Below are 23,320 nucleotides of genomic sequence, written 5' to 3'. Positions count from 1 at the left end.
TCCGGACTGGAGCCGAAACCTAGTCTGCCGGGGGCCTTCGCCTCAAGCAACGGGGATGCCGTATATCCACGCGGATGCCGTGATCCGTGCCGCGATCGGGCCGAATCCCGCAACCTGATTTCAGTAAACTAGATCGAATTAGTCGTCTAAGGCCCGGATCCAACCCTTGCGCCGCGGGCCACGAACCACGGATTGGCATAGGCCCGCACGCCCTCGCCAGGGCCGGGGCCATAGGTGAGCGCCGCGCCGCCGACCGTCTCGACCGCGCCGCCGGCCGCCCGCAGCACCGCATCGCCCGCCGCCGTATCCCACTGCATGGTCGGCCCCATGCGCGGATAGAGATCGGCCTCGCCGGCCGCCATCAGGCAGAATTTGAGCGACGATCCCGCCGCGACCAGCGACGCGCCCGGGAAGCGGGCGATGAAATCATCCGTCTCGGGCGTGCGGTGCGAGCGGCTGGCAAGAATTCGCGGCGGACTTTGCGCGGGATCGGCAACCTGGATGCTCCGGCGGACCGAGACCTCGAAATCGACGATGGAGAGATGCTCGGCGCCAAGGCCGATCCGGCCGGCATAGAGATCGCCCCGCGCCGGCGCATAGACGAGGCCGAGCACCGGCACGCCATTCTCGACCAGGCCGATATTGACCGTGAAATCGCCGTTGCGGCTGATGAATTCGCGCGTGCCGTCGACGGGATCGACCAGGAAGAACAAGCCGCCGACGGTCGGGATGCGCCCCTCGGCGCAGGATTCCTCCGCCACCACCGGGATCTCCGGCGTCAGGCGCGCCAGATCGGCGAGGATGACGATCTCGGCCTGCTTGTCCGCCTCGGTCACCGGCGAGGCATCGCCCTTGTGCTCGACCGCGAAGGCGCCGTCATAGACCTGCATGACGACACGGCCGGCGGCGATCGTCGTCGCGATCAGGGCTTCGTAGAGGGCGTCGTCGAGCGCGGGCATCGGATCTCGCTGGGCTGGCGAAGGAAAGTCTCCGCGGCTCGTAGCCCGATGCGCGGCCTTCGACAAGCGGCAAGCGCGGTCGCGATTGCCAGCCGGCCGCGCCGACGCCATGATCGCGCCGACCCAAGAGGACACCGACATCGCCACTTCGCCGCCGACCCCTGGCCATCTCGCGCGCAAAACCTTCGTGCTGGCCCCCCTCCCCGTCTTTCTCGCCGCCTTCGCGCTCTGCCTGGTCATCCGGCTGTCGACGCTGGGGCATCTGGCGCTCTGGTTCGACGAGACGATCACCGCCGACGTCATCGCCGGCTCCTGGCGGGACCTCGTCGCCGACCGGCTCGCCAACGGCCATTTCCCGACCTATTTCGCGCTGCTGAAGATGCTGGGGCTGGCCGGCGCCGACGAATTCTCGCTGCGCCTGCCCTCCGCCATCCTCGACAGCCTCGCGGGCGGCCTCATCGCGCTGGTGGCGCTCCGGCTTGCCGGAGGGATCGGCGCCGTCGCGGCGGCGATTCTCTACGCGCTTTATCCGGCGCTGATCCAGTATGGCCAGGAGGCGCGGCCCTACGCGCTGATGCTCGCCTTCATCGCACTCGCCATCACCGGCCAGATCGGGCTGCTCACCCGGCGCGCCACGTCGCGCCGGCAGGCAATCCTCGCCACGATCGGCACCATCGGCGCGGCGCTGGCTATGCCGGCCGGCATCGTCTCGGTCGCCATGCAGCACCTCGGCTTGCTTGCCTGCGGCTTCCGCCGGTTCGAACCGGCCGAGAAGCGGCTCTGGTTCCGGCATATCGCCGTGACCTGGGCCGCCATCCTCGCCGCCGCGCTGTGCCTGCTTCCCGCCATCCTCGACCAGGCGGCCAAGCCGGTCGGGCTGATGAAATGGCAGAGCCGGATTCCGTCGGCGTTCCGCATCCGCGAGGCATTCGGCGAGACCTATGGCCTGGCCGTGCCGCGCGACCTGCACCGCTTCCTGCCGGAGGAATGGACCGCGCCGCTGGCGCTCGCCCTGCTGGCGCTGATGGCGATCGGCCTGATCGCCAACCGCCAGCGCGCGCCGCACCGGATGCTCGCCGTCTCGGCCTTCCTGACGCCGCTGGTCTTCCTCGCGCTCGGCGCCTTCTCCGCCAGCGCCGGGCGCTACCTGATCGGAATGCTGCCGGCCGCGATCCTGCTGGCCGCCGCCGGCGTCGCCGCCCTGCTGGCGGACCGAGGCATGCGGCTTGCCGTCGGCGCCACGCTGGCGCTGCTCGGCGCCGGGCTGCTGCTGCAGGCGCTCGACATGCTGGTCTCGCCGCGCAAATTCGACTGGCGCCCGGTCGCCGCGCTGCTGCACGAAAAGGGAGTACGCGACACGACAATCCTGGCCGATGCGCCGCCGATCGAAAAGGCGCTGCGCCACTACGCCCCGGCGTCCGACCATCTCGCCTTCGACACGCTCGACCCCGATACCGACCCGATCGCCACGCTCTGGGCCAAGGCGGCGGACCGGCCGATCGCCTTCCTCGTCCTCGGCGCCTACCAGACGATCCCGGCGGCGATCGCCAGGGACGCCACCGTCTGCGCCTTCCCGCTCGGCGATGTGCAGTTGGTGATGGTCGCCCGGGACGCCAGGCTCATTCCGCCGGCGATGCAGGGCTGCACTCGGGTTGAGTGAAGACGCTCTTCACCTCTCCCTGCGGGAGAGGTCAAGATATTTCGGCCGCCGCCGAAACGTCCTTCGATGACCGGCTGCGCGGCTCGGCCTATGCTGGGCGCATGAGCAACCTCGTCTCCGGCACCACGCTTGCAGAGATCGCCGCCCTGATCGGCGACGTCGCCCGCGCCAACATGCTGTCCGCGCTGATGGACGGGCGGGCGCTTTCGGCCGGCGAACTCGCCTTCCATGCCGGCGTCGGCGCGCCGACCACCAGCGGCCACCTCGCCAAGCTGACCGAGGCAAACATCCTCGCCGTCGAGAAGCAGGGCCGCCACCGCTATTACCGGCTGGCGACGCCCGCCGTGGCCGAGGCGCTGGAAGCGCTGATGTCGCTGGTCGCCGACGGCCCGAAGCGACACCGCCCGACCGGGCCGCGCGACGAGGCGATGCGTGCGGCGCGCACTTGCTACGATCATCTCGCCGGCCGCCTCGGCGTCGCCATCGCCGACAGCCTGGTGGCGCGCGGCCATGTGAGGCTCGCCGATGGCGCGGGGCTGGTGACGCCGGAGGGCGACCGCTTCCTGTGCGATTTCGGCATCGATCTGAACCGGAAATCGGGCAGCGCCCAGGCAAACGCCTTTGGCGCTCCGGTCGCCAGGACTCTCGACAAGGGCTCGCGCCCGCTCTGCCGGACCTGCCTCGACTGGAGCGAGCGCCGCCATCATCTGGCCGGCCGGCTCGGCGCCGAGCTCTGCCGGCACCTGCTCGAGCGCGGCTGGATCGAGCGGATCAAGGACAGCCGCGCGATCGCGGTCACGCCCATGGGCGTGACCGGATTTCAGGAACGCTTCGGCTTCACGCCGGCGTGACTACTTGCCGGGGGCCTGAGCGGCGATCGCGGCTTCGATCTGCGCCTTCACGGCCGACATGTTGAAGCTGGCGCCCTTCTGCATCGGCGGATAATCGATGAAGCTCTGCGCGGCCTTGGCGACTTCCTGCTGGACGAAGACGAACCGCCAGAACTGGTAGACGAACCAGTTGTAATAGGAGAGCGATCCGCTCTTGCCGTCGGAAATGCCCGTCCGCTCATAGGGATCGAGGCGGAGATTGGTCAGGATCGGCCAATCGACCTTCTGGGTCGCGCCAAGCCAGCCATTCGGCTGATCCGTGAAGCGATATTTGTAATCGTCGATGCGAACCGCCGAAAGCGTGCTCTCGGTCAGGTAGAAGATCTCATGCCGGTTGGACGGGCCCTTGCCGGTGATCAGGTCCATCTGGTTGTAGCCGTCGAGATGGACCTTGTAATTGCGGCCGCCGAGATCCTGCCCCTTCATCAGCTGCGCCTTGATGTCCGGATTGCCGGCGGCGGCGAGGAAAGTCGGGAACCAGTCGAGCCCGGAAACGATGCCGTTTTCGACCTTGCCCGCCGGCACCTTGCCCGGCCAGCGGATGATCGCCGGAACGCGGAAGCCGCCTTCCAGCGCCGTGCCCTTGCCGCCCGCGAAGGGCGTCTGCCCGCCATCCGGCCAGGTGAAGTTCTCGGCCCCGTTGTCGGTGGTGAAGACGACGATGGTGTTGTCGTCCAGGCCCGACTGCTTCAGATGCTGCATCACGGAGCCGACGACATCGTCGAGCTGGGCCATGCCGGCTTCCTGCTCCGACCAGCCATTCTTGGAATTCCGCAACGCCTCGTATTTCGGCGAGAGATGCGTCACGACATGCATGCGGGTCGGATTGAGCCAGACGAAAAACGGCTTGTTGTTGCTCTTCGCGCCGTCGATGAATTTGAGCGTATTAGCGAGGATCTCGTCATCGACCGTTTCCATGCGCTTGGGATGAAGCGGGCCGGCGTCCTCGATCCGCTGCATGCCCACCTTGCCCCAGCGGGGCAGCACGGTCGGGTCATCCTCGCTGGTCGCCCAGGAGTGGACCATATTGCGCGGCCCGACGACGTTCAGCAGTTCCTGCGGATAGTTGGGATGGGCCGGGTCCTCCATCGCGTCGAGATGATAGAGGTAGCCGAAGAACTCATCGAAACCGTGCACCGTGGGCAGGAACTCGTTCAGGTCGCCCAGATGGTTCTTGCCGAACTGACCGGTGGCATAGCCCATGCTCTTCAGCGCCGTCGCAATGGTCGGCGCCTCGGCGGGAAGACCGATGGGCGACCCCGCCTGGCCCACCGTCGTCATGCCGGTGCGAATGGGCAGTTCCCCCGTGATGAAGTTGGCGCGGCCCGCCGTGCAGCTCGCCTCGGCGTAATAGTCGGTGAAGCGCATGCCCTCATTGGCCAGGGTGTCCAGGTTGGGCGTTCGCCCGGCCATGATGCCCTGATTGTAGACGCCGATATTGCTCCAGCCGATATCGTCGCCCATGATCACGATGATGTTCGGTTTGGCGGATTGCGCCTGGGCCGGCAGGGCGGGCAGCATCATGCCCATGGCCGCTCCCAGAAGCAGGCTCCTCGCAGCTTTTCGTCTCGATGAAACTCGCATGGCACTCCTCCCGCAAAGTCGCCGCAGGTTCAACGGCGGAGGACAACCTATGCTTTCATCGGCCCCTGTAAACTTGAATGCGATCACATCTTCGACAGAGTCTTGCCGACGATAAGTAATCGCATCGTATTACTTACAACCTATTTTCGACGCTTCCATCGATTTCATCAATTCTTGCGCCAGGAAAGTCCGATGGACGTGCGGCCCCGCTTGGTTTCCCGGGGCGCCGGCACAAAGCTAAGGCTCTCGCAGACGAGTTCTTGCTCGAGGCTCGGCGATTCAGGCAATGGCGACGCGGTCGCCAGATGTCTCGCATGCCGTCGAAGCCTCCCCGGAACGAAAAACGGGCGCCCGAAGGCGCCCGCTTGCGTTTGGCATGTACCAAGCCTGTGGCTTGGGGATCCGGCGTTGTGCAGCCCGCTTACTTCAGGCCCGCCGCATCGGTCACGGCATGTGTCCAGGCGCCGGTCGGCTCCTTGGTGATGACGGGCGATTCACCACCGGCTGCCAGCAGAGTCGCCACGGTGCGCTTGTAGTCGGCCTCGTCCAGCGCGCCGGTCGTGCCTTCGGTCAGCTTGTTGACCTCGCCCATCATGAACTTCTGGTGGGCTTCGGTCTGCGCGCCGGTGTCGTCGTTCTCCAGAACGATCTTGGCGGCTTCATCGGTATTGTCGCGGGCATAGGCCCAGCCCTTCATCGAAGCGCGGACGAACTTCGCCATCTTCTCGACGAAGGCCGGATCCTTCAGCTTGTCTTCCATGACATAGAGGCCGTCTTCCAGCGTCGCGACGCCCTGGTCCTCATACTTGAAGACGATCAGTTCGCTCTCCGGAATGCCCGCGTCCAGCACCTGGCCGAACTCGTTATAGGTCATGGTCGAAATGCAATCGGCCTGCTTCTGGATCAGCGGGTCGACGTTGAAGCCCTGCTTCAGCACGGTGACGCCGTTGGCGCCGCCCTCGGTCGAAAGGCCGAGCTTGGCCATCCAGGCGAGGAAGGGATATTCGTTGCCGAAGAACCAGACGCCGAGCGTCTTGCCCTTGAAGTCGTCCGGCGACTTGATGCCGGTTTCCTTGCGGCAGGTCAGCATCATGCCCGACTTCTTGAAGGGCTGGGCGATGTTGACGAGCGGCACGCCCTTTTCGCGGGAAGCCAGCGCCGCCGGCATCCAGGTGGTGATGATATCGGCGCCGCCGCCGGCGATCACCTGCTCGGGGGCGATGTCGGGACCGCCCGGCTTGATCGTCACGTCGAGGCCTTCCTCGTCGTAGAAGCCCTTCTCCTTGGCGACATAGTAGCCGGCGAACTGGGCCTGCGGGACCCATTTCAGCTGCAGCGTCAACGCATCGGCCGCATGGGCCGAGACGCTGGTCATGAGCCCCGCCGCGATCGCGAGCGCTCCAATCATAAGCTTCTTCATTGACCCCTCCAGGTTCTTCGTTAGCTGGCCCCGCCCTCAGGTGCGGAAGGACGGATGCCAGAAGGTCGAGGCGCGCTCGATGAGCGCGATCACCCCGTAGAAGACGGAGCCGGCGAGCGCCGCCACCGCGATTTCCGCCCACACCATGTCGATGTTCATGCGCCCGACTTCGGTGGAGATACGGAATCCCATGCCCACGATCGGCGTTCCGAAGAACTCGGCCACGATGGCCGCGATCAGGGCGAGTGTCGAATTGATCTTGAGTGCATTGAATATGAAGGGCAGCGCCTCGGGAAGCCGGAGCTTGAAGAGAGACTGCCAATAATTCGCGGCATAGGTGCGCATCAGGTCGCGCTGCATCGGCTGCGAGGCGGCAAGGCCCGTGACGGTATTGACCAGCATGGGGAAGAAGGTCGCCACCACGACCACCGCCGCCTTGGACGGCCAGTCGAAGCCGAACCACATGACCATGATCGGCGCGATGCCGATGATCGGCAGCGCGGAGACCAGATTGCCGACCGGCAGCAGGCCGCGCTGCAGGAAGGGAACGCGGTCGACCAGGATGGCGACGAGAAAGCCGGAGCCACAGCCGAGCACATAGCCGGCGATCACCGCCTTCAGGAAGGTCTGGCGGAAATCGGCGGCAAGGATCGGGATCGACGAGATCAGCTTGCTCCAGATCGCCGAGGGTGGCGGGATCAGCACGAACGGCACCTGGAGGGCGATGACGATCACCTGCCAGAAGACCAGCAGCCACGCGCCGAAGATCAGCGGTATGGCGAGCTTGAGCGCGAAGCCGGCCGGGCCTGCGCGCGGCTTGATGGCGGCGAGTTGCGACACCAGCGCCCAGGCAAGGAGCCAGGCCGTGAGCAGCAAGGCCCAGAAGCCGGGGCCCGTATGGCCGGCAAGGCCGGGCAGGATGGCGAGCGCCGCCCAGGCGCCGGCGCAGGAGGCCAGCGCCAGCAGGATGGCCGTGACGGGGCTGCGCTCCGCCTTGACCGCGGCATAGGCAGCGGCCGCCAGGAGAAGGATCACAACCCAGCCAAAGGCGCCCTCGCGCGGCAGCAGCCGCCAACTATCGGCGGAATCCAGCGGCAGGCCGACGGCTGCGAACAGGCCGAGAAAGGCGATCCAGGGCTGGAGATGCCCGCGCTGGTGGGTGGCGCCCATCGCCCTCATGACCGGCCCTCCGCGTGCTCAGTAAGCCCTCTCCCGTTGGCGCGAGAGGGTTGGGTGAGGGTCTTGCTTGCTTCGAACTGGCGGGCGGTTTGGGTGAAGGAAAGAAAGCCCCTCACCCCCGCCCTCTCCCGCAAGCGGGCGAGGGAGCGATCCGCGCTCCATCCGGCTCGAAAAAGCCCTCGCCCGCTTGCGGGAGAGGGTTGGGTGAGGGTCTTGCTTGCGCGGGTTTGGCGGAGGCTATCGTTCATCGCGCCATCCCCATGCGCCGCACGACGAGGCGGTTGGCATAGCCGACGATCGCTACCAGCACGGCGGCGAGGATCGAGGCGGCGAGAAGCGCCGCCCAGATCTGCACCGTCTGGCCATAATACGAGCCGGCCAACAGCCGCGCGCCGAGGCCCGCCGCCGCGCCGGTCGGCAGTTCGCCGACAATGGCGCCGACCAGGCTGATCGCGATGGCGATCTGCATCGAGGTGAAAAGGTAAGGCAGCGAGGCCGGGAACCGCAGCTTCCAGAAGGCCTGCCAGCCCGTCGCCGAATAGGTCCGCATCAGATCGAGATGCATCGGATCGGGCGAGCGCAGCCCCTTCACCATGCCGACCGTGATCGGGAAGAAAGACAGGTAGGTCGAGATCATCGCCTTGGCGAGGAAGCGCGACGTATCGGTCGAGAGGCCGAGCTGGCCGTTCATGAGGTTGTAGCCGACCACGACGATCATCGGCGCGATCGCGACGATGGGGATGGTCTGCGAGGCGACGACCCAGGGCATCAGGCTCTTGTCGAGGCTCGAGACATGCACGATGCCGACGGCGAGCAGCAGGCCGAGCAGCGTGCCGATGACGAAGCCGGCGAGGGTCGCCGAGAGCGTCACCCAGCCGTGATAGACGAGGCTGCGCTTGGAGTTGATGGCGTAGCCGGTCGTGCTCTTCCAGAGCTCGGTCGCGACCTGGTGCGGCGCCGGCAGCAGCGGCCGCTCCATCGAATAGGTGGCGCCGATCATCTGGCCGAGGGTCGGCTCGACCTTCTGGCGGGCGAAGACGTCGCGCGCCAGCTGGGCATTCAGGAAAAACGCGCCGACATACCAGATGGCGAGGATGGCGACGACGACGACCATCACCGGAAACAGCTGGCCGGGCTTCTTCAGCGGGCGAGGCGCGGGAACGGCGAGCGTGGTCATGCCGCGAGCCTCTCCCCATATCTTGCGCTACCATGGGGCAAGGACGCCGCCAGCCGAGGGAAACCCAGATGAGCACCACGACCGCAACCCGGCCGACCTGCCGGATCATCCGACCCAACGAGGCCTATGCCGGCAAGCAGGGCTTTTCCTATCTCGAGGGCATCTCCGCCCAGTCGGTCGGCTCGACCGGCCTGTGCATGGTGCTGCTCACCATTCCGCCCGGCGGCCGCGCCAGCGCCCACAAGCATGAGCACCACGAGACCGCGATCTACGTGATCGCCGGCGAGGCCGAGACCTGGTTCGGCGAGCGGCTGGAGAGCCATGTCGTCGTCAAGGCCGGGGAGATGTTCTACATCCCCGCCGACATGCCGCATCTCGCCGCCAACCGGGGCACCGAACCCTGCGTCGCGGTCATCGCCCGCACCGATCCGAACGAGCAGGAAAGCGTCGTGCTGCTGCCGGAGCTGGAAAGGCTGGTGCCGCGCTGACGGAAGGGTAACGGATGGGTAACGCGCCGGGTGCGTGTTACCCCCCTCCCCGGCGGTGCGCGCGACGTCAGTCCTCATAGGAGTGCCCCGCCCGGAGACCGTTGCGGACGCGGGCGGCGACCTCCAGGAATTCCGGCGTCTCGCGGATGTCGAGCGTCCGGTCGCGGGGAAAGCCGCAATCGATGATGTCGGTAACCCGGCCGGGACGCGGCGACATCACGACGATCTTGGTCGAGAGGAAGACGGCCTCGGGGATCGAATGGGTGACGAAGACGACGGTTTTCTGCGTCTTCGCCCAGAGCTTCAGCAGCTGTTCGTTGAGGTGGTCCCGGACGATTTCGTCAAGCGCGCCAAAGGGTTCGTCCATGAGCAGAAGCTCGGGCTCGACCGCGAGCGCGCGGGCGATCGAGGCGCGCTGCTGCATGCCGCCGGAAAGCTGCCAGGGATATTTCTTCTCGAAGCCGGCCAGATTGACCAGAGCGAGATTGTCGGCGATCCGCCGCTCCCGCTCAGCCCTGGGCAGGCCCATGATCTCGAGCGGCAGAGCGACGTTCCTGGCGATGGTGCGCCAGGGATAAAGCGCTGCCGCCTGAAACACATAGCCATAGGCGCGGGCCTGCCGCGCCTCCTCCGGCGACACGCCATTGACCGTGATTGACCCGCCGGTCGGCTGCTCGAGATCGGCAATGACCCGGAGCAGCGTGGTCTTCCCGCAACCCGATGGCCCGATGAACGAGACGAAATCGCCCCGCTTCACATCGAGATCGATGTTGGACAGCGCCTGGACCGGCCCGTCATTCGTCTCGAAAGTGAGCGAAAGCCCACGGATATCGATGACGGATGCGGCGTTCCCGGCTGCTGGCTGACCGTCGGCTCTCTCCTCGAAAGGCTGGAACACGGCGCTCATCCCCGCCTCAAACGCCGATCGGCATATGCTCGGGCGAGCGGGTCACGGCGCGCGGCGCCGTGACTTCCTTCCACTTCGAAAGGGCGGCGTTGACCGCCGGGAACGGCTTGCGCTTGATGAACTTGCCACGGCCGGGCTGGGGCTGCGAATTCTGCCCGTCCGCCCAGACGATCTCGCCGCGCGACAGCGTATAGCGCGACATACCGTTGACCGTGAAACCCTCGAAGACATTGTAATCGATGATGGATTTCTGATTGGCTGCGGAAATCGTCTTCGACAGCTTCGGATCCCAGACGACGAGATCGGCATCCGAGCCCGGCAGGATCGCGCCCTTCTGCGGGTAGATGTTGAGGATCTGCGCGATGTTGGTCGAGGTCGCGGCGACGAACTCGTTCGGCGTCAGCCGGCCCGTCTCGACGCCCTTGGTCCAGAGCACGGAGAGCCGGTCCTCGACGCCGCCGGTGCCGTTCGGGATCTTGGCGAAATTGCCGAGGCCGAAGCGCTTCTGCTCGGTGGTGAAGGCGCAGTGGTCGGTGGCGACCACCTGCAGCGAGCCGGCGGCAAGACCGGCCCAGAGACTGTCCTGGTGGATCTTGTTGCGGAAGGGCGGCGACATCACGCGGCGGGCGGCATAGTCCCAGTCGCGGTTGAAATACTCGCTTTCGTCGAGCGTCAAATGCTGGATCAGCGGCTCGCCATAGACGCGCATGCCCTTCTGCCGGGCCCGGCGGATCGCCTCGTGGCTCTGCTCGCAGGAGACATGCACGATGTAGACCGGCACGCCGGCCGCGTCGGCGATCATGATGGCGCGGTTGGTCGCCTCGCCCTCGACTTCCGGCGGCCGCGAGAAGGCGTGGCCTTCCGGTCCCGTGGTGCCTTCGGCCATGTATTTCTGCTGCAGGGCGGCGACGATGTCCCCGTTCTCGGCATGGACGAGCGGCAGCGCGCCCAGCGCCGCGCAGCGCTGGAACGACGCAAACATCTCGTCGTCATTCACCATCAGCGCACCCTTATAGGCCATGAAGTGCTTGAAAGTGTTGATGCCGCGATCGACCACCTTGGCCATGTCGTCAAAATGCTTCTGCGACCAGCCGGTGACGCACATGTGGTAGGAATAGTCGGAGGACGCCTGCCGCGTGGCGCGACCTTCCCATTCCTCCAGCGCCGCCAGCATGCCGGCTTCGCCCGGAATGACGAAATCGACCACGGTGGTGGTGCCGCCGGAAAGGGCGGCGAAGGTGCCGCTTTCCCAGGTTTCGGCCGCCGTCGTGCCCATGAAGGGCATTTCCAGATGGGTATGCGGATCGATGCCGCCGGGGATGATGTAGGCGCCCGACGCATCGACGACCGTATCGCCGGAGAGACCCGGCCCGATCGCCTGGATGGTCTCGCCTTCGATGAGGATGTCGGCTTCGTAGCTGCGGTCCGCCGCCACGATCGTTCCGCCCTTGATAACCGTCGACATAGCGTAATTCCCTCTGGTATCTCGGCCGACTTTGCCAGCCCTTTTGTTCTTGTGCCGGAGGTTAGAGCCTTTCGCCGTTTCGTTGAACGGCGAAAGGCTCTAACGCCCTGACTGGTCGCGTTTTCTTCACGCGAACCGGAATCCACTTCGCTCGAAAACGCGCTAGCCGGCGATCTCGGCAGTCTCCAGCACGGCGTGGAACAGCACGTCGGCGCCGGCCGACGCCCATTCCGGACTAATTTCCTCGGCCTCATTATGCGACAGGCCGCCGACACAGGGGCACATGATCATCGTGGTCGGCGCGACCTTGGAGGTCCAGCACGCATCGTGGCCCGCGCCGGAAATGATATCCTTGTGGCTGTAGCCGAGCCGTTCCGCCGCGCTGCGCACGCGCCCGACCAGGATCGGATCGAAGGTGACGGGGTCGAAATGGCCGACGGCCTCGATGGCGCAGCCGACGCCCAGCGCATCGGCGATCTTGGCGGCTTCCGCTTCGATGCGGGCGCGCATGGCATTCAGCTTGGCCAAGTCGGGGGTGCGGATGTCGATGGTGAAAACCACCTTGCCCGGCAGCACGTTGCGCGAATTGGGCGTGAAATTGACTTGGCCGACGCCGCCCACGGCGCCCGGCTGGTTGTCCATCGCGACGGTCTGGACCATCTCGAGAATGCGCGCCATGGCGAGGCCGGCATTGACGCGGAGGTTCATCGGCGTCGAACCGGTATGCGCCTCGCGGCCGGTCAGCGTCACTTCCAGCCACCAGAGGCCCTGGCAGTGGGTGACGACGCCGATCTGCTTCGACTCGGCCTCGAGGATCGGGCCCTGCTCGATGTGATATTCGAAGTAGGCGTGCATCTTGCGGGCGCCGACTTCCTCGTCACCGACCCAGCCGATCCTCTTCAGCTCGTCGCCGAAGGTCTTGCCCTCGGGATCCCGGCGCTCATAGGCGTAATCGAGCGTCAGCGCGCCGGCGAACACGCCGGAGGCCAGCATGGCGGGAGCGAAGCGCGCGCCCTCCTCATTGGTCCAGTTGGCGATGGCGACCGGATGCCTGGTCCGGATGCCGAGATCGTTGAGGCTGCGGACCACCTCCAGCCCCGCCAGGACACCCAGCACGCCGTCATACTTGCCGCCAGTCGGCTGGGTATCGAGATGGCTGCCCATATAGACCGGCAGCGCGTCGGGATCCGTGCCGGGACGGACGGCGAACATGCTGCCCATCTTGTCGACGCCCAGCGTCATGCCGGCCGCCTCGCACCAGGACTTGAAAAGGTCGCGGCCCTCGGCATCGGCGTCGGTCAGCGTCTGGCGGTTGTTGCCGCCGGCAATTCCCGGCCCGACCTTGGCCATCTCCATCAAGCTTTCCCAAAGGCGCTCGCCATTGATGCGGAGATTGTCGGTCGGGCCAGTCATGCGTTCATCTCTCTACAGGAAGGCTTTCAGCCGTCATTACGGGCAGAGCCGGGACATTCCCGCGTTGCATCCAGCCGGAAGAAGCGCCGGCCGGATGCGTCCCCGGCCAAGCGGGGATCGCGGCAACAAGATTCTGTCCCGACAACACCTTAGCGTCACATCGTCGGGAAATTGAAGACCGCGCCGGACTTGATCCCGTCCGGCCAGCGCGTCGTCACCGTCTTCAGACGGGTGTAGAAATGGACGCCCTCCGGTCCGTAGATGGCATGATCGCCGAAGATAGACCGCTTCCAGCCGCCGAAGGAATGATAGGCGACGGGGACCGGGATCGGCACGTTGATGCCGACCATGCCGGCCTCGACCTTGTCGGCGAAGGAGCGCGCGGCGTCGCCATCGCGGGTGAAGATCGCGGTGCCATTGCCGAATTCGTGGGCATTGATGAGTTCGAGGGCATCGGCATAGGAGTTCGCCCGGAGCACGGAGAGCACGGGACCGAAGATCTCCTCGCGGTAGATCGTCATGTCCTTGTCCACATGATCAAAAAGCGTGCCACCGACGAAGTAGCCGTTCTCGTAGCCCTGCAGCTTGAAGCCGCGGCCGTCGACGACCAGCTTGGCGCCTTCGGCCACGCCCTTGTCGATATAGCCGAGCACCTTTTCCATGTGCTGCTTCGTGACCAGCGGCCCCATCTCGGCGTCGCGGTCGGTCGCCGGGCCGATCTTCAGCGCGCGTACGCGCGGCGCCAGCGTCTCGATCAGCGCGTCCGCCGTCTTCTGGCCGACGGGAACCGCCACGGACACGGCCATGCAGCGCTCGCCGGCCGAACCATAGCCGGCCCCCATGAGCGCATCGGCGACCTTGTCCATGTCGGCGTCCGGCATGACCACCATGTGGTTCTTGGCGCCGCCCAGCGCCTGGACGCGCTTTCCGGCCGCCGTTCCGGTCGCATAAACATATCGCGCGATCGGCGTCGAACCGACGAAGGAGACGGCCTTGATGTCGGGATGGTGCAGGATCGCGTCGACGACTTCCTTGTCGCCATGCACGACGTTGAGCACGCCGGCCGGCAGGCCCGCCTCATGGAGGAGTTCCGCCACCAGCATGGCGGCGCCCGGATCGCGCTCCGACGGCTTCAGGATGAAGGTGTTGCCGCAGGCGATCGCCACCGGATACATCCAGAGCGGCACCATGCAGGGGAAGTTGAACGGCGTGATGCCGGCGACGACGCCGAGCGCCTGGCGATCGGAATAGGTATCGATCGCCGGACCGACATTCTTCGAATATTCGCCCTTGAGCAGATGCGGGATACCGCAGGCGAACTCGACGACTTCGAGGCCGCGCTGCACTTCTCCGAGTGCATCGTCATGGGTCTTGCCGTGCTCGGCCGAGATGGCGCGCGCGATCCGGTCGGCGTTCTGTTCCAGCAGGTCCTTGAACTTGAACATCACGCGGGCGCGCTTCATCGGCGGCGTGTCGGCCCAGGCCGGAAACGCCGCCTTGGCCGAGGCAACGGCGGCGTCGAGCTCGGCCGCGGTCGAAAGCGGCAGCGTCGCCGAAGGCTCGCCGGTCGCGGGATTGTATACCGGCTGGCTGCGGGTCGAGGTCGAGGGCGACGGCTTGCCCCCGACAAGATTGGTGATGGTATTCAAGGCGATGGCGTCCATGGTTTCCTCCACGAGCCTCAGTCGATCTGCTTCAGCAAGCTCGAAAGCGTATCGAAGATCTCGTCGATCTGGCTCTTCTCGATGATCAGCGGCGGCGACAGGGCGATGATGTCGCCGGTCGTGCGGACCATCAGATTGCTCTCATAGGCCTTCAGGAAAGCCTGGAAGGCGCGCTTGGTCGGCGCGCCCGGGATGGGCTCCAGCTCGATCGCGCCGATCAGGCCGAGATTGCGGATATCGATGACATGCGGCAGGCCCTTCAGGCTGTGCAGGCCGTCTTCCCAATATTGCGCGATCTCGGAGACGCGGGTGAGCAGGCCTTCCTCGGCATAGACGTCGAGCGTGGCGAGCGCCGCGGCGCAGGCCACCGGATGGGCCGAATAGGTGTAGCCGTGGAACAGCTCGATCGTGTTCTCCGGCGCATTCATGAAGGCTTCGTAGATCTTGCTCGACGCGAACACGGCGCCCATCGGCACGACGCCGCTGGTCAGGCCCTTGGCGGTGGTGACGAGGTCCGGGATGACGTCGAAATAATCGACGGCGAAGGGGGTGCCGAGACGGCCGAAGCCCGTTATGACCTCGTCGAAAATCAGCAGGATGTCGTGCTTGTCGCAGATCTCGCGCAGGCGCTTCAGATAGCCCTTCGGCGGCACCAGCACGCCTGTGGAGCAGGCGACCGGCTCGACGATCAGCGCCGCGATGTTGGACGCGTCATGCAGCGCGATGACCTTTTCCAGATCGTCGGCGAAATCGGCGCCATATTCCGGCTGGCCGCGCGTGAAGGCGTTGTGCGCCAGGTCATGCGTGTGACGGATGTGATCGACGCCGGTCAGCATGGTGCCGAAAGTCTTGCGGTTGCCGGAGATGCCGCCGACCGAGATCCCGCCGAAGCCGACGCCATGATAGCCACGCTCACGACCGAGCAGGCGATACTTGGTGCCGTTGCCCTTGGCGCGATGATAGGCGAGCGCGATCTTCAGCGCGGTATCGACCGATTCCGAGCCCGAATTGGTGAAGAACACATGGTCGAGCGGCTTCGGCATCATCGCCGCGAGACGCGCCGCCAGCTCGAAGGCCTTGGGGTGGCCCATCTGGAAGGCGGGCGCATAGTCGAGTTCCGCGACCTGCTTCGACACCGCCTCGACGATCTTGGGACGGCCGTGGCCGGCGTTCACGCACCAGAGGCCCGCCGTGCCGTCCAGGATCTGCCGGCCATCCGCCGAAGTGTAGTGCATGTCCTTCGCAGCGACGAGCATGCGCGGATTCTGCTTGAACTGGCGATTGGCCGTGAACGGCATCCAGAAGGCTTCGAGGTTGTTCGAATACTGCGCGCTGGTCATTTTTTCGGGGGTCCTCATACGGCCGACTTCCCTGTACGGCCGATCATTTTTATGAACGTATCCGCAGGGTATGGGCCGGTCAATTCGTTGCGACCGTTAAGAATGTTCTTTATAGTGAACGGATGAACGCTTCGAATTTCGATGTCGACGTGGGCGCCCGGCTGCGCGAACTGCGCGTGCGGCACGGCCTTTCGCAGCGCGCGCTGGCCAAGCGCGCCGGGGTCTCCAACGCGACCGTGTCGATGGTCGAGGCGAACCGGATGAGCCCCTCGGTCTCGGGCCTCCGGCAGATCCTGTCGGGCATACCGTTCAGCCTGTCCGAGTTCTTCGCCGAAGCGAAGCCGACGGTCGAGCAGGTGGTGTTCCGCGCCTCGGAGCTGAAGGAGATCGCGGGCGGCAAGATCTCGTTCCGCCAGGTCGGCAGCAATCTGGAAGGACGCTCGCTGCAGATGATCCATGAGCGCTACAAGCCGGGCGCGGTTTCGGGCAAGGCGATGCTGTCGCACCAGGGCGAGGAAGCCGGGCTGATCATTCGCGGCCGCATGGGACTGGAAGTGGACGGCGCCCGCTACGAGCTCAATCCGGGCGACGCCTATTTCTTCGACAGCCGCAAGCCGCACGCCTTCAAGAATATCGGCGATGAGGATCTGGAACTCGTCTCGGCCTGCACGCCGCCGAGCTTCTAGCCGCCGCGCCAAAGGCGAAACCATTGAAGTCGGGCTAGAATCGACCGAAAGTCGAGTGGGGATGGCAAGTCGGCGTCGCGACGCTCCGCGAAGGAAGGCCGGAACTTGCCGGGTGGTCGGGCGCGCCACGCAGAACCAACGGGAAAATCGGCCACCACCATGACACCTGCCAACACCGCCCGCGCCGGCCAAACGAAGAAGCGGACCCGCATCCAGGAAGAAAACGAGGAGCGCATCCTCGACGCGGCGCTGGAGATCTTCTCGAGCTACGGCTTTCGCGGCGCGACGGTCGACCAGATCGCCGAGCTGGCGGGCATGACCAAGCCGAACCTGCTCTATTATTTCCGCCGCAAGGACGACATCTATCTCGCCATCCTGCGCCGGACGCTGGAGCTCTGGCTGCAGCCGCTGGAGTCGCTCGGCGACGGCGATGACCCAGCGACCGAGATCCGCGCCTATATCGACCGCAAGCTGGAGATCTCGCGCGACAACCCGAAGGCGTCGCGGCTCTACGCCATGGAAATCCTGCAGGGCGCGCCGGTGATGGGGACCATTCTGAACAGCCGGCTGAAGACCCTCGTCGACAGCAAGGCGGAGGTGATCCGGCGCTGGATCGACGAAGGTCGCCTGGCGCCGATCGATCCCTACCATCTTTTGTTCATGATCTGGGCGACGACGCAGCATTACGCGGATTTCGATGTTCAGGTCCGCGCCATGCTGGGCGACGAGACCGATGACAACCGCCACTTCGCGACGGCGACGCGGACGCTCGAGGACCTGTTCCTCAAGGGCATTTTCCGCAGCTGAAGCAGTAAGGCCCGGCTCATTCCCCAACAGGTGAAAGAGGCTTACGCCGCCGCTCTCAAACAGACGCCCGACATAGGAAGTCCCCCTCCCGCGCGGCACGCGGGAGAGGGTTGCGTTCCTATTCGGCGGGCTCAACGACCGCGACGGGAGCGGCCATCGGGTTGTTCTTGTGCGTCGTCCAGTTGGCATATTCGCCGGTGATGGCGTAGCCGGTGCGCGGATCGACGCCGTCGACCATCTGCTCCATCGTGATGCAGTTCTCGACCGGGCAGACATTGACGCAGAGATTGCAGCCGACGCATTCGGCGTCGATCACCTCGAAATGGCGCTTACCATCGAGCATCGAGGTGATCGCCTGGTGCGAGGTGTCCTCGCAGGCGATGTGGCAGCGGCCGCACTTGATGCAGGCATCCTGGTCGATCTTCGCCTTGGCCACATAGTTCAGGTTCAGATACTTCCAGTCGGTGACATTGCCGACCGCGCGGCCGACGATCTCGTCCACCGAGGTGAAGCCGTGCTTTTCCATGTATTCGGACAGGCCGGTGATCATCTCCTGCACGATGCGGAAGCCATAGGTCATGGCGGCGGTGCAGACCTGCACATTGCCGGCGCCGAGCGCCATGAACTCGACCGCGTCGCGCCAGGTCGTGATGCCGCCAATGCCGGAGATCGGCAGTTCGCGGGTCTGCGGATCGCGGGCGATCTCGGCCGTCATGTTGAGGGCGATCGGCTTCACCGCCGGGCCGCAATAGCCGCCATGGCTGCCCTTGCCGTCGACCGTCGGGATCGGCGCGAAATTGTCGATGTCGACGCCGATGATCGAATTGATGGTGTTGATGAGCGACACGGCGTCGGCGCCGCCATTATGCGCGGCGCGAGCCGAGGTACGGATGTCGGAAATATTGGGCGTCAGCTTGACGATGACCGGCATGCGCGTGTGCTGCTTGCACCAGCGCGTGACCATTTCGACATATTCCGGCACCTGGCCGACGGCGGCGCCCATGCCGCGCTCGCTCATGCCGTGCGGGCAGCCGAAATTCAGCTCGACGCCATCCGCCTCCGTGTCCTCGACCTTGGCGAGGATGTCCTTCCAGTAGTGCTCCTCGCAGGGAACCATCAGCGACACGACCAGCGCCCGATCCGGCCAGTCGCGCTTGACCTCCTTGATCTCGCGCAGATTGACGTCGAGGGGGCGATCGGTGATCAGCTCGATATTGTTGAGGCCGATCAGCCGGCGGTCGTTGGAGTGGATCGCGCCATAGCGCGGGCCGGAGACGTTGACGACCGGCGGATCGGTGCCGAGCGTCTTCCAGACGACGCCGCCCCAGCCATCCTTGAAGGCGCGGATGACGTTATAGGCCTTGTCGGTCGGCGGCGCGGAGGCCAGCCAGAACGGATTGGGCGACTTGATGCCGACGAAACTGGACGCGAGATTGGCCATGGGTTCCTCCTAGGCCGCGACAGACGAGAGCGCGCGATGGATGGACTCGGCGGCGATGCGGCCGTCGGCGACGGCAGCGACCGTCAGATCTTCTCCGGTGGCGGCGCAATCCCCGCCGGCCCAGACGCCGGGAAGCGTCGTGCGTCGCTCGTCGTCGACGCGGATCTTGCCACCATCCAGCGCGATCGTCTCGGCCGATCCGTTCAAAGCTGCGGGAACGAGGGTCTGGCCGATCGCCTTGAACACGGTGTCGGCGGGCAGCGTGAAGGTGACGCCGGTGCCGACCAGCCGGCCGGCCTGCTCGACCGTCTCCTCGAACTCGATCGCCGCGACGCGGCCATCCTCTGTCAGGAGACGGCTCGGCTTGGCGTTGTGGCGGATGACCACGCCGTCGGTCTGGGCAAGATCCTGCTCATAGCCCGAAGCGCCCATTTTCTCCTGGCCGCGCCGATAGACGACGGTCACGTCCCGGGCGCCGAGGCGCTTCGATTGCACGGCGACGTCGATGGCCGTCATGCCACCGCCCACCACGACGACACGGGCGCCGACCGGCAAGGTCGAGAGATCAGTCGCCTGGCGAAGCTCGGCGATATAGTCGACCGCATCGGCGACGCCGGCGAGCTCCTCGTTTTCGAGGCCGAGTGCGTTGACGCCGGCAAGGCCCATGCCGAGGAACACGGCATCATAGCTGTTGCGCAGGTCCGACAGCTCGACGTCGCGGCCGATCGCCTTGCCATGCTCGACGGTGATGCCGCCGATCGACAGCACGAAGTCGACTTCCTTCTGGGCGAAATCGTCCGGCGCCTTGTAGGCGGCGATGCCATATTCGTTGAGGCCGCCGGCCTTGGGACGCGCATCATAGATGACGACGTCGTGGCCATGCATGGCGAGGCGATGGGCGGCCGCAAGGCCGGCAGGCCCGGCGCCGACCACGGCGACGCGCTTGCCCGTGGAGGGGGCGCGGGCAAATGGCTGCTCGCCCTGCTCTTCCATCAGCACGTCGGTCGCATAGCGCTGCAGAAGGCCGATCTTGACCGGCTTACCTTCCGCTTCCTCGCGAACGCAGGCTTCCTCGCACAGCGTTTCGGTCGGGCAGACGCGGGCGCACATGCCGCCCAGAATGTTCTGCGACAGGATCGTCTCGGCCGAGCCGATCGGATTGTCGGTCATGATCTGGCGGATGAAGAGCGGTATGTCGATCGAGGTCGGACACGCCTTCACGCAGGGCGCGTCATAACAGAAATAGCAGCGATCCGCCTCGACCACGGCTTGGTGGTGGTCGAGCGGCGGATGGATATCGAGAAAATTGGCGGCATATTCGTCGGGCGCAAGACGGCCCGATGCGATGCCCGGCAGATGCGACGGCATGCGCTAATCCCTCCCTACCGGCCAAGCGTGGCCCTGGGTTCCCATGGTCCGGCAGGCGCTCCGCCCACCGGTCGAAACTGCTGCCGCGACCACCCCTCATTTTTTTGATTTTTAGGGTCGCGGCTCAAAAGCTTGATCATTTGGACAAATTCTAGAAATTTCGTCAAGGCTTGATTTGAGCCATTCCAAAGTGTGCGCTGCACAAGATCGAGCCAGTGGCGCGGCGGCCCGGAAACGCGCGGATTCGCTTCTGCATGGAAATTGCGCAGCGCCCTGAAAACGGGCTGCCCATCATCCGCCAGCCAATCGGACTGCTTAAAAATTCGGCAGGCATCATATTTCGCCATGCCAAACAGTTGGGACGTCTCCTCGCCTAAGCCTTGCCCAATGCGAAAACCGCGGATTTCCGCCGCTGGCACGCGATTTGCCACTCTCTCCGCAGGTTCCATTGGAGACGATGATGGCACGACCCGCAGATCTGGAATTGGCATCGGTCACCAAGAGCTATGGCGGCACGATCGCTGTCGACGCGATCAACCTCAAGATCAAGGCCGGCACCTATTGCTGCCTGCTTGGCCCCTCAGGCTGCGGCAAGTCCTCGACGCTGCGGATGATCGCCGGTCACGAGGTCGTCTCCGATGGCGACATAGCGCTCGGCAACGAAATCGTGAACAAGCTGCCGCCCGCCAAGCGCGGCACCGCGATGATGTTCCAGTCCTATGCGCTCTTCCCGCATCTCTCGGTGCGCGACAACGTGGCCTTCTCGCTGAAGATGAAGGGGGTCGGCAAGGTCGATCGCTCGATCAAGGCCACCGAGGCGCTGAAGCTCGTCGACATGGAGCGCTACGCCGAGCGCCTGCCGGCGCAGCTTTCCGGCGGCCAGCAGCAGCGCGTGGCGCTGGCCCGCGCGCTCGTTACCGATCCGCAGATCCTGCTGCTCGACGAACCGCTCTCGGCGCTGGATCCGTTCCTGAAGATCCGCGTGCGCGCCGAACTGAAGCGCTTCCAGCGCGAGCTCGGCATCTCCTTCATCCATGTGACGCACAGCCAGGAAGAGGCGATGGCCCTCGCCGACCTGATCGTCATCATGAACAACGGCAAGATCGAGCAGGCGGGCACGCCGCGCGAGATCTTCAACGCCCCGGCGAGCGAGTTCGTCGCCCGCTTCATCGGCGGCCATAACGTCCTGCCGGTCGACGGACGCACGGTCAGCGTCCGCGCCGACCGGCTGAGCGTCTCGCCGGGCGGCGGCGAAGGCGTCGCCGCCGCGGTGCGCGACGTCGAGTACCAGGGCACCGCCGTCTATCTGAGCCTCGCGACCGACGCCGGCATCGAGATGACGGCCATCGTCCCCGAGCGCGCCTTCTACCAGCAACCTTTCGAGACCGGCGACACCGTCACGGTGCACTGGGATCCGAACGACGTCCACGAACTCTCCGCCTCGGCCTGAGCGCGGATCACGGCAACAAACCCAGAGGAGAACAGGGAATGAGCGACAAGACCAAGAGCGGGATCTCCCGCCGTACGCTGCTGAAGGGCTCCGCGATCACCGCCGGCTTCCTCGGCACCACGGCCGTGACCGGCTTCCCGGCCGTGCATGCCGACGAACCGATCACGCTGCGCTACCTCTCGACCGCGACCAACCAGTCGCCGGCCATCGCCGCCAAGGCGAAGGAAATCACCGGCATCAACATCGAATACGTCACCGTCACCACCGATGACGTCACCAAGCGCATCATCACCCAGCCCGACTCGTTCGATCTGGTCGATACCGAATATTTCTCGCTGCGCAACCTGATCCCGTCCGGCAACTTCCAGGCGATCGACGCCAAGAAGGTCAAGCTGGTCGACAAGCTCGCGACCGCCATCACCAAGGGCGAGATCGACGGCAAGAAGATCGGCGACCAGGGCACCGCGCCGCACAAGGTGATGTATCTCGAGAAGCAGCGCGGCAAGGAGTTCGCCAAGGAGCAGACCGAGTGGATCACCCTGATCCCGACCACCTACAACGCCGACACGCTCGGCATCCGTCCCGACCTGATCAAGCGCCCGATCGAGAGCTGGGCGGAGCTGCTCAACCCGGAATTCAAGGGCAAGACCTCGATCCTCAACATCCCGTCGATCGGCATCATGGACGCCGCGATGGTCGACGAAGCCCTCGGCACCGTGAAGTACGGCGACAAGGGCAACATGACCAAGGAAGAGATCGACAAGACGATCGCGACCCTGATCGAAGCCAAGAAGGCCGGCCAGTTCCGCGCCTTCTGGTCGGACTTCAACGAGAGCGTCAACCTGATGGCCTCGGGCGAGACGGTCATCCAGTCGATGTGGTCGCCGGCCGTCACCGCCGTCCGCCTGAAGGGCATCCCCTGCACCTTCCAGCCGCTGAAGGAAGGCTATCGCGCCTGGGCTTCGGGCTTCGGCCTGCCGAAGACGCTGAAGGGCAAGAAGCTCGACGCCGCCTACGAGTTCATCAACTGGTTCCTCGACGGCTGGGCCGGCGCCTACCTGAACCGCCAGGGCTACTACGCCGCCGTGCTCGATACCGCGCAGAAGAGCATGGAACCCTATGAGTGGGCGTTCTGGATGGAAGGCAAGCCGGCCGAGAAGGACATTCTCGGTCCGGATGGCGGCCTGCTCGAGAAGGCCGGCTCGATCCGCGACGGCGGCTCCTACAACACCCGCATGGGTGCCGTGGCCTGCTGGAACTCGATCATGGATGAGAACGCCTACATGATCCAGAAGTGGAATGAGTTCATCGCCGCCTGATCGGACATGACCTTGCTTGCGGGCGGGATCCCAACCCCCGCCCGCAGGCAAACCGCGATCCTAAGCGCTCGCGCCCGCCCGCCCTTCTCGCCCTGTCGCACCC

20 protein-coding genes are annotated in these 23,320 nt (G+C 65.4%); 7 read left to right on the top strand and 13 right to left on the bottom strand.

Features of this window, described 5'->3' with window-relative positions:
* Positions 1 to 146 precede the first annotated feature (146 nt).
* Entirely contained in the window at positions 147 to 959 is an 813-nt protein-coding gene (cysQ, locus tag ACHMWQ_RS06910) for a 3'(2'),5'-bisphosphate nucleotidase CysQ (protein ID WP_396306869.1), read from the bottom strand.
* A gap of 109 nt (positions 960 to 1,068) precedes the next feature.
* Between cysQ and ACHMWQ_RS06905 the strand changes: the two genes are divergently transcribed.
* Entirely contained in the window at positions 1,069 to 2,619 is a 1,551-nt protein-coding gene (locus tag ACHMWQ_RS06905) for a hypothetical protein (protein ID WP_396306868.1), read from the top strand.
* Positions 2,620 to 2,720: 101 nt separating this feature from the next.
* Positions 2,721 to 3,470 carry an ArsR/SmtB family transcription factor gene (locus ACHMWQ_RS06900; RefSeq protein WP_396306867.1) on the top strand — a complete coding sequence of 250 codons (750 nt, stop codon included), beginning with the start codon at positions 2,721 to 2,723 and terminating at the stop codon, positions 3,468 to 3,470.
* Here the strand turns inward: ACHMWQ_RS06900 and ACHMWQ_RS06895 are convergent, their stop codons facing one another.
* The 4 genes from ACHMWQ_RS06895 to ACHMWQ_RS06880 all read right to left on the bottom strand — a co-directional run bounded on the left by ACHMWQ_RS06895 (position 3,471) and on the right by ACHMWQ_RS06880 (position 8,869).
* Entirely contained in the window at positions 3,471 to 5,093 is a 1,623-nt protein-coding gene (locus ACHMWQ_RS06895) for an arylsulfatase (protein ID WP_396306866.1), read from the bottom strand.
* Between the two features lie 421 nt (positions 5,094 to 5,514).
* On the bottom strand, positions 5,515 to 6,513 hold the full coding sequence (locus tag ACHMWQ_RS06890; RefSeq protein WP_396306865.1) for an ABC transporter substrate-binding protein: 999 nt from the start codon (positions 6,511 to 6,513) through the stop codon (positions 5,515 to 5,517).
* Between the two features lie 36 nt (positions 6,514 to 6,549).
* Positions 6,550 to 7,683, bottom strand: coding sequence for an ABC transporter permease (locus tag ACHMWQ_RS06885; RefSeq protein WP_396309407.1), 1,134 nt, complete (start codon positions 7,681 to 7,683; stop codon positions 6,550 to 6,552).
* Positions 7,684 to 7,936: 253 nt separating this feature from the next.
* Entirely contained in the window at positions 7,937 to 8,869 is a 933-nt protein-coding gene (locus tag ACHMWQ_RS06880; RefSeq protein WP_396306864.1) for an ABC transporter permease, read from the bottom strand.
* Between the two features lie 68 nt (positions 8,870 to 8,937).
* Between ACHMWQ_RS06880 and ACHMWQ_RS06875 the strand changes: the two genes are divergently transcribed.
* Complete coding sequence (locus tag ACHMWQ_RS06875) at positions 8,938 to 9,357, top strand: cupin domain-containing protein (RefSeq protein WP_396306863.1); 420 nt, start codon at positions 8,938 to 8,940, stop codon at positions 9,355 to 9,357.
* A gap of 67 nt (positions 9,358 to 9,424) precedes the next feature.
* Here ACHMWQ_RS06875 and ACHMWQ_RS06870 read toward each other — a convergent pair whose 3' ends face one another.
* The 5 genes from ACHMWQ_RS06870 to ACHMWQ_RS06850 form a co-directional block, all read right to left on the bottom strand.
* Positions 9,425 to 10,264 carry an ABC transporter ATP-binding protein gene (locus ACHMWQ_RS06870; RefSeq protein WP_396306862.1) on the bottom strand — a complete coding sequence of 280 codons (840 nt, stop codon included), beginning with the start codon at positions 10,262 to 10,264 and terminating at the stop codon, positions 9,425 to 9,427.
* A gap of 7 nt (positions 10,265 to 10,271) precedes the next feature.
* Entirely contained in the window at positions 10,272 to 11,729 is a 1,458-nt protein-coding gene (gene hydA / locus ACHMWQ_RS06865; protein WP_396306861.1) for a dihydropyrimidinase, read from the bottom strand.
* Between the two features lie 162 nt (positions 11,730 to 11,891).
* On the bottom strand, positions 11,892 to 13,142 hold the full coding sequence (locus ACHMWQ_RS06860) for a Zn-dependent hydrolase (RefSeq protein WP_396306860.1): 1,251 nt from the start codon (positions 13,140 to 13,142) through the stop codon (positions 11,892 to 11,894).
* 155 nt (positions 13,143 to 13,297) lie between these two features.
* Entirely contained in the window at positions 13,298 to 14,806 is a 1,509-nt protein-coding gene (locus ACHMWQ_RS06855; protein WP_396306859.1) for a CoA-acylating methylmalonate-semialdehyde dehydrogenase, read from the bottom strand.
* Between the two features lie 17 nt (positions 14,807 to 14,823).
* The gene (locus ACHMWQ_RS06850) at positions 14,824 to 16,146 is read right to left on the bottom strand and encodes an aspartate aminotransferase family protein (protein ID WP_396306858.1); all 1,323 of its coding nucleotides are present in this window, start codon (positions 16,144 to 16,146) and stop codon (positions 14,824 to 14,826) included.
* 122 nt (positions 16,147 to 16,268) lie between these two features.
* On the opposite strand from ACHMWQ_RS06850, the gene ACHMWQ_RS06845 reads away from it, so the two are divergent.
* Positions 16,269 to 16,832, top strand: coding sequence for a cupin domain-containing protein (locus ACHMWQ_RS06845; RefSeq protein WP_354551818.1), 564 nt, complete (start codon positions 16,269 to 16,271; stop codon positions 16,830 to 16,832).
* 159 nt (positions 16,833 to 16,991) lie between these two features.
* On the top strand, positions 16,992 to 17,639 hold the full coding sequence (locus tag ACHMWQ_RS06840) for a TetR family transcriptional regulator C-terminal domain-containing protein (protein WP_354551817.1): 648 nt from the start codon (positions 16,992 to 16,994) through the stop codon (positions 17,637 to 17,639).
* 118 nt (positions 17,640 to 17,757) lie between these two features.
* Here ACHMWQ_RS06840 and preA read toward each other — a convergent pair whose 3' ends face one another.
* From preA to ACHMWQ_RS06825, 3 genes are read right to left on the bottom strand one after another with little or no spacing between them, the layout of a single operon-like run.
* Positions 17,758 to 19,080, bottom strand: a complete 1,323-nt coding sequence (gene preA / locus ACHMWQ_RS06835) for an NAD-dependent dihydropyrimidine dehydrogenase subunit PreA (protein WP_396306857.1) — start codon at positions 19,078 to 19,080, stop codon at positions 17,758 to 17,760.
* Positions 19,081 to 19,089: 9 nt separating this feature from the next.
* Positions 19,090 to 20,448: an NAD(P)-dependent oxidoreductase gene (locus ACHMWQ_RS06830; protein WP_396306856.1), complete on the bottom strand. Its 1,359-nt coding sequence runs from the start codon at positions 20,446 to 20,448 to the stop codon at positions 19,090 to 19,092.
* A 14-nt stretch (positions 20,449 to 20,462) separates the two neighbouring features.
* On the bottom strand, positions 20,463 to 20,879 hold the full coding sequence (locus tag ACHMWQ_RS06825) for a hypothetical protein (RefSeq protein WP_396306855.1): 417 nt from the start codon (positions 20,877 to 20,879) through the stop codon (positions 20,463 to 20,465).
* 29 nt (positions 20,880 to 20,908) lie between these two features.
* On the opposite strand from ACHMWQ_RS06825, the gene ACHMWQ_RS06820 reads away from it, so the two are divergent.
* A complete protein-coding gene (locus tag ACHMWQ_RS06820) occupies positions 20,909 to 21,898 on the top strand; it encodes an ABC transporter ATP-binding protein (RefSeq protein WP_354551813.1) in 990 nt (329 codons plus the stop codon).
* A 38-nt stretch (positions 21,899 to 21,936) separates the two neighbouring features.
* Entirely contained in the window at positions 21,937 to 23,217 is a 1,281-nt protein-coding gene (locus ACHMWQ_RS06815) for a PotD/PotF family extracellular solute-binding protein (protein WP_396306854.1), read from the top strand.
* The last annotated feature ends 103 nt before the right edge of the window (positions 23,218 to 23,320 follow it).

The sequence above is a fragment of the Kaistia sp. UC242_56 genome (assembly GCF_044452255.1).
In the GTDB taxonomy this organism is placed as follows: domain Bacteria; phylum Pseudomonadota; class Alphaproteobacteria; order Rhizobiales; family Kaistiaceae; genus Kaistia; species Kaistia defluvii_A.
This window is presented reverse-complemented; position numbering and strand designations above follow the sequence as displayed.

Bases quoted from the DNA above. Each gene is read 5' to 3' on its own strand.
- ACHMWQ_RS06820 (WP_354551813.1), top strand. From the start codon at position 20,909: ATGGCACGACCCGCAGATCTGGAATTGGCATCGGTCACCAAGAGCTAT.
- ACHMWQ_RS06900 (WP_396306867.1), top strand. From the start codon at position 2,721: ATGAGCAACCTCGTCTCCGGCACCACGCTTGCAGAGATCGCCGCCCTG.
- ACHMWQ_RS06860 (WP_396306860.1), bottom strand. From the start codon at position 13,142: ATGACTGGCCCGACCGACAATCTCCGCATCAATGGCGAGCGCCTTTGG.
- ACHMWQ_RS06885 (WP_396309407.1), bottom strand. From the start codon at position 7,683: ATGGGCGCCACCCACCAGCGCGGGCATCTCCAGCCCTGGATCGCCTTT.
- cysQ (WP_396306869.1), bottom strand. From the start codon at position 959: ATGCCCGCGCTCGACGACGCCCTCTACGAAGCCCTGATCGCGACGACG.
- ACHMWQ_RS06855 (WP_396306859.1), bottom strand. From the start codon at position 14,806: ATGGACGCCATCGCCTTGAATACCATCACCAATCTTGTCGGGGGCAAG.
- ACHMWQ_RS06890 (WP_396306865.1), bottom strand. From the start codon at position 6,513: ATGAAGAAGCTTATGATTGGAGCGCTCGCGATCGCGGCGGGGCTCATG.
- ACHMWQ_RS06880 (WP_396306864.1), bottom strand. From the start codon at position 8,869: ATGACCACGCTCGCCGTTCCCGCGCCTCGCCCGCTGAAGAAGCCCGGC.
- ACHMWQ_RS06870 (WP_396306862.1), bottom strand. From the start codon at position 10,264: ATGAGCGCCGTGTTCCAGCCTTTCGAGGAGAGAGCCGACGGTCAGCCA.
- preA (WP_396306857.1), bottom strand. From the start codon at position 19,080: ATGGCCAATCTCGCGTCCAGTTTCGTCGGCATCAAGTCGCCCAATCCG.
- ACHMWQ_RS06850 (WP_396306858.1), bottom strand. From the start codon at position 16,146: ATGACCAGCGCGCAGTATTCGAACAACCTCGAAGCCTTCTGGATGCCG.
- ACHMWQ_RS06845 (WP_354551818.1), top strand. From the start codon at position 16,269: ATGAACGCTTCGAATTTCGATGTCGACGTGGGCGCCCGGCTGCGCGAA.
- ACHMWQ_RS06830 (WP_396306856.1), bottom strand. From the start codon at position 20,448: ATGCCGTCGCATCTGCCGGGCATCGCATCGGGCCGTCTTGCGCCCGAC.
- ACHMWQ_RS06895 (WP_396306866.1), bottom strand. From the start codon at position 5,093: ATGCGAGTTTCATCGAGACGAAAAGCTGCGAGGAGCCTGCTTCTGGGA.
- ACHMWQ_RS06815 (WP_396306854.1), top strand. From the start codon at position 21,937: ATGAGCGACAAGACCAAGAGCGGGATCTCCCGCCGTACGCTGCTGAAG.
- ACHMWQ_RS06875 (WP_396306863.1), top strand. From the start codon at position 8,938: ATGAGCACCACGACCGCAACCCGGCCGACCTGCCGGATCATCCGACCC.
- ACHMWQ_RS06840 (WP_354551817.1), top strand. From the start codon at position 16,992: ATGACACCTGCCAACACCGCCCGCGCCGGCCAAACGAAGAAGCGGACC.
- hydA (WP_396306861.1), bottom strand. From the start codon at position 11,729: ATGTCGACGGTTATCAAGGGCGGAACGATCGTGGCGGCGGACCGCAGC.
- ACHMWQ_RS06905 (WP_396306868.1), top strand. From the start codon at position 1,069: ATGATCGCGCCGACCCAAGAGGACACCGACATCGCCACTTCGCCGCCG.